Here is a 5,069-nt window from a genome sequence, read left to right as displayed (position 1 = left end):
GCGCACGGCGCGCCGCTGGCGACGCCGACGCAGGACATGATCCTCGGCGCCTACTACCTGACCTACGGGCCGGAAGCGGAGGAGCTCTCGAAGATCGATCGCGCCACGTATGAGCCGCGCCCGCACGTGTTCCGCACGGCGCAGGAGGCGGAGCTCTCCTACGAGGGCAACGTGGTCAAGCTGCACGACATCGCCGAGTTCCGTCCCTACGGGCGCGAGGGCGGTCACGTGCTCACGACGATCGGACGGATCATCTACAACGACCGCATCGAGCGCGCGCTCGCGGAGGCGCTGGGCGACGAGTTCGACGCGTCCAAGTACGTGTTCGTCAACCAGTCGATGAAGAAGCGCGACCTCGAGGGCAGATGAATCGTCGCCCGGAATAACGTAATCCACCTCGCTGACATGCACGCCCGACTGTTCGCCCATCACATATGGAAGACCCGCGCACTGTTCCACTATCACCAGCCGGGCGCGGTCGATGATCGACTGATGCCAAAGATTGCAGACACTAAAATTAAAATATCCATTTTCGTCCATTGGGCAGGTCTTTAGAATGACGATATCTACTGGATCTATGAATCTGCGATAATAATCAGGAATTTCGCCAAGATGGACCGGCATGTAATGGGCGATGCCGGCATCATGCTTCTTGCGGTCATACCCTGAGAAATGCAGGCTGATCCAACAAAAGTGCTCGCCATCGGGATCGGCCTCCAGAACCGCTCTCCGACTCATCGACATGCACGAGCGAATCTTCACGCCTTGGAGTTCGTCCCGGTGCATCGCCAGGGCGGCGTCAAAGGCGTCAGGCTGGCTAAGCATGGCCCCGTAATCAATCCACATGCCGGATCGCACAAGGGACGCAGCCTCTTGCGCGGTGATTTGTTTGGCTTTGGAGGCGCTGCTTCTGGCCATGATCCAACCCCACCATCAAAATGCATATTGACATAAATTTTGACACCGCTCAGCAAGAATATCTTCCGTAGTGCAAGGGTGCCGCCAGCTTCTGATCTCCGCGAAATTAGCTAAGTTAGCATTTCAGTTTATTCAGAACAGTCACTTAGCCTGGGCGAAACGGCGTTTTTCTAAAATGTGGCAAGAATAGAATCGCGCGGAAGCTTAGAACCGCTTGAAATCACAATTTCGTAACGCAGAAGCTAATGGCCCGAAACCTCAACGAACGGGTCGATCACGTCATTCATGGTGTCTCCTCGATAGTCTCATCATGGCGGACGCCAGTCTTGACGGATTCCGCCTTTGCATTGGTTCAGTCGCCGCTTGAGCGATCGGCTCCGAGCAAGATGGGATGGCCGTGCGGCGTCGCCAGCGCGGCGGCGCGCCAGGCGTTTGCAAGGTTCACGATATCGGCCTCGCTCGCCACGCCCTTGGCGGCAAGGAGCTTTTCGAGCGCCCGCAGCCAGTTCTCGAAATAGATGGCGTTACCCGCCTCTTGCGACCCGGCTGCAATTTCAGCGCCGAGCGCCTGCGTCCATTCGCTCCAGCTGAACAGGCCCCGCTCATTGAGCGCGACGGCCATGGCGAAGACCTGCGCCTGCCAAGGCTCATCGAAGGGCGGCGCTTCAGGCCCATTCAAGATAGGGCTCCCAGGCATCGATCGACACGTTCAGATTTGGGTCCGCCTCCGCGCCCCATAATTCGCGGCCGGTGAAGCGCACCGTATAGCACCAGTGCGGGTCGTCGCCCACGCCACGAGCCTTGGAATCGGGAAAGGCGAAACAGCCGCGCACGGTTTCGACCACACCGACTTTGCCGCGCGCATAACGCGGCAGTCGCGTGTGCGTCGGAGGATGCATGACTTTCGTGCGCACCTTCTCCCCTTCGCGGTAGAGGGCCTCGGCTGACGCGGGTCGATCGTAAGGCGTGCCTTTGCGAAGCACGGCTTCGACATCGGCAGGCGCCAATTTCCCTTTGACGGCGCGCGCCGGGACTAAAACCGTGCCTTGTTGCAGTTCTTCGGCCGCGATCAAGCCGGCCTTCAACAGCAAATGCTCCAGCGCCGTGATCCAGATGTCATAATAGCTCTTGGTTAGATACTCGGCGGGCGGCAGGCTTTCGCGGGCGTAGCGGACCATATCCAGGTTCCACTCCCCGCACGCGGCCGCAGCCAAAGTCAGGGCCAAGGCGCGCCGTTCCCAATCGCAATGGAACACCGGCTCATTTTGTTCCGGCGCGATCGGACCAAAGCCCATCATGCCGCCAAGGTCATGCACGCCATTCATGATTTCGGGCTCCCATTTGTTGGCGACAGCGCCAGCCCGACGCCAATCATGCTGTCGCGCGTCACGAGCGCGGCGAGCTGCTCCTCATCAAAACCATCTGTGTATTCCGGCCGCATGGGCACGACGATGTATCGCAATTCGGCCGTCGAATCCCAGACCCGGATTTCCGTATCGGCGGCGAGATTTAGACCGAATTCGGCGAGGACCGCGCGCGGGTCCAAGACGGCGCGGGAGCGATAGGCGGGCGACTTGTACCAGACCGGCGGCAGGCCCAGGACCGGCCAAGGATAACAGGAGCACAAGGTGCAGACGACGAGATTGTGCCGTCTGCGCGTGTTCTCGAGAGCCGCCATGTGCTCGCCTTGCCGTCCGCCGAAGCCGAATTCGGCAATGGCGCTGGTCGCGTTCGCCAGCAGCCGTTCGCGGAATTTCGGGTCCGTCCACGCCCTCGCCACGACGCGCGCGCCATTGCGCGGACCGATCCTAGTCTCGTAGCTTTCCACAATCGCGTCGAGCGCCGCCGGATCGACGTAGCCTTTGTCGACCAGGAGGGTTTCGAGCGCCCGCACGCGAAGGGCGACGTCGGAAAGTTCGGAATGGGAATGGCCGCTTTTGTCATCCATGGCTCATGTCCATTTTTGACGACGACTAGGGGGGCGGCCGACCGCGAAACCGCCAACAATGGCGCCACAAACCTACCCCGCCAAATTCGCGAGCGTCAGGCGTCCAACATGTTCTGGAGGCGATTGCCCTTGGATAATTTTAACAAGGGAGTGCGCCAGCAAAACAAGATTATCATAGCACGAAAATCGCGAAGGGGACATGGTGATCGCTACCAATGTCTGCAGTTGGGCCCGATCCTGCCTTTGCCAACGCCGGTCGTGACCGGCTGCAATCGCCGGTTAAGGACCTCATCCGCGCCACCGATTGCATCGTTTGGAACTCACCGCATGGACGAGACTCAAGCGCGGCAACGGCCTGGATCGAGCAGGTCACACCTCATCGCATAACGAGCAATATGGAACCTCGTGTTCGGAAGCTCGCTGACGGTTTCGACGCATAGGCCGTAGAATTATGTCAGCGGGGTTCAACCGAACGGATCGGCATCAATGCGCCTTCGGCACCCCACCCGGAAATTCGGACTGAAATTCCGTTGGCAACAAATCAAAAATGACGGTTGTTCCGCCACGAGGTCGCTTTCGATTAGCGTTCGCTCGGCGGCAGTTACGTGATGTCTCATCTTAACCTTAGTTACATTTGGTCGCTGCCTGATCAGTTGCGCGCTGGCTTGAACTGAGCAACTATGCGCCCCGACAGGGGGCTGTAATTATGCTGGATAGGCCTTATCGCTGGTTTCGAACCGGCCTTTTTATTATTTTATTTCAAGCAATTTTCTGGGCCACAGTAGGCGTGGCAAACGCTCAGGGGTTCGGCGAATTGCTCGGCGGAATGATTCAAATTGGAATGGCCCAAGAATCCTGGAAGCCTTACGCCGCAATTCGATCATGCGTGGACGATCAACTCCGCCCAGAAGGTCAATCCATTCAAAATCTCGTGGCTAACGGGGTGATGGCGAACAACCCCCAGCTCCAGCCTTACATTTCAAAATGCCAGCAAATCGCAAGTGTCGCTCGCGCATGGAGGGCGATGGACGCCCACACGAAAAGCTGTGTGGGTCGTCTTCTCCAGGCGAACAATCAATCTATATCGGCGCTCGCCGAATTGGCCGTCGCCCCGTCGGACTCGCAGGTTTCACCGCTCATATCGCAATGTCAGCAGATCGATGCGGCGCACAAGGCGTGGGCTTCTCTCGATCCCTCCATGAACACATGCGTGGGTCGTCTGCTCCAGACGAACAATCAATCCGCATCAATGCTCGCCGACATGAGCATAGGCCCCTCAGATTCTCAGGTTTTACCTCTCATATCGCAATGTCAGCAGATCGATGCCGCTCGCAAGGCATGGGCTTCCCTCGACACCTACGTGCACACATGCGTCGACCGTTTCCTCAAGAACGGCGGACAGAGCATCGAGACTTTGGTTTCCGAGCGGGTGGCGCCGGCTGATTCGCAGGCCGTGCCGGTCATGTCGACATGTCATCCGTTCTCCTCACAGAACCTGATGAAGAATATCTCCTGTTCAATCGATGGGGCTCAAAGCCGCTGTGACGAGTTCTATGTTCTGGAGACGGCGCCAACGAGTCCTCTCGACATCGATCAATTGGTCACCGCATTGGTTTCAGGTCAGATTGTCGGAAAGGCGCAACTGGAGACGCCACGCGCAAAGGCAGCCCGACTAGCGATTGTTGCCGAGCGGCGAAAAGACATGATCGCCGAAGGCGCACTGAAGAAGCTTTCAGCTCTGCTCGATCCGTCGAACAAGTTTTCCTTCTCCAAGGCGAGCGCGCTTCGCCAACAGATCGAGACGCAGCGCGCAAACCTGAAATTTTCAGAACAAGACCTGCTGAAACTGGAGACCGCGGCAACCGGGTTGTTGGCCGCCAATATCGCAGAAACCGAACGGCAGCGCGTCCAACGAGAGGAAATGCTCAGTCGTGGCGAAATAGCCGTCGCCGGACAGGGGTCTGGGCCCAATCAGAAATCGGCCCGTATTGACGCTTACTATCAAGTCTTCGAGAAGCAGCTCCGTGACTACATCGGCGGCCAGGCGGACGGCGATATTGGCCAGCAGTTCAAAAAGGCCGCTACCGAAGATATTGAAAAATTCCGTTCGAACTTCTTCATTGGGGCGCCCAGTGAAACATGCGGGAAGTCCGGTCGCTCGTACGCATGCTCAATCGAAGGCGTCTTCAAACTGGGAACCTTG

General features: G+C 58.1%; 4 protein-coding genes and 2 pseudogenes. 2 read left to right on the top strand and 4 right to left on the bottom strand.

Annotation, left to right across the window (positions count from 1 at the left end):
* Positions 1-369 (top strand): hypothetical protein (locus ACLP2E_RS08030; protein ID WP_442465613.1); only part of this gene is annotated, 369 nt, incomplete at its 5' end.
* An 18-nt stretch (positions 370-387) separates the two neighbouring features.
* Here the strand turns inward: ACLP2E_RS08030 and ACLP2E_RS08025 are convergent.
* The 4 genes and pseudogenes from ACLP2E_RS08025 to nthA form a co-directional block, all read right to left on the bottom strand.
* Positions 388-918: pseudogene (locus tag ACLP2E_RS08025) on the bottom strand (hypothetical protein); the annotation flags it as partial.
* A 352-nt stretch (positions 919-1,270) separates the two neighbouring features.
* Entirely contained in the window at positions 1,271-1,597 is a 327-nt protein-coding gene (locus ACLP2E_RS08020; protein ID WP_442465612.1) for a nitrile hydratase accessory protein, read from the bottom strand.
* Positions 1,584-2,243: a nitrile hydratase subunit beta gene (nthB, locus tag ACLP2E_RS08015; protein WP_442465611.1), complete on the bottom strand. Its 660-nt coding sequence runs from the start codon at positions 2,241-2,243 to the stop codon at positions 1,584-1,586. The genes ACLP2E_RS08020 and nthB overlap by 14 nt, the downstream gene beginning before the upstream one ends.
* The gene (gene nthA / locus ACLP2E_RS08010) at positions 2,240-2,866 is read right to left on the bottom strand and encodes a nitrile hydratase subunit alpha (protein WP_442465610.1); all 627 of its coding nucleotides are present in this window, start codon (positions 2,864-2,866) and stop codon (positions 2,240-2,242) included. The genes nthB and nthA overlap by 4 nt, the downstream gene beginning before the upstream one ends.
* Before the next feature lie 706 nt (positions 2,867-3,572).
* Between nthA and ACLP2E_RS08005 the strand changes: the two are divergent.
* Positions 3,573-5,069: pseudogene (locus ACLP2E_RS08005) on the top strand (hypothetical protein); the annotation flags it as partial.

Origin of the sequence: Rhodoblastus sp. (genome assembly GCF_052145335.1) — a bacterium.
GTDB lineage: Bacteria > Pseudomonadota > Alphaproteobacteria > Rhizobiales > Beijerinckiaceae > Rhodoblastus.
The sequence above is the reverse complement of the archived record's forward strand: the minus strand, read 5'-3'. Positions and strand labels throughout refer to the sequence as shown.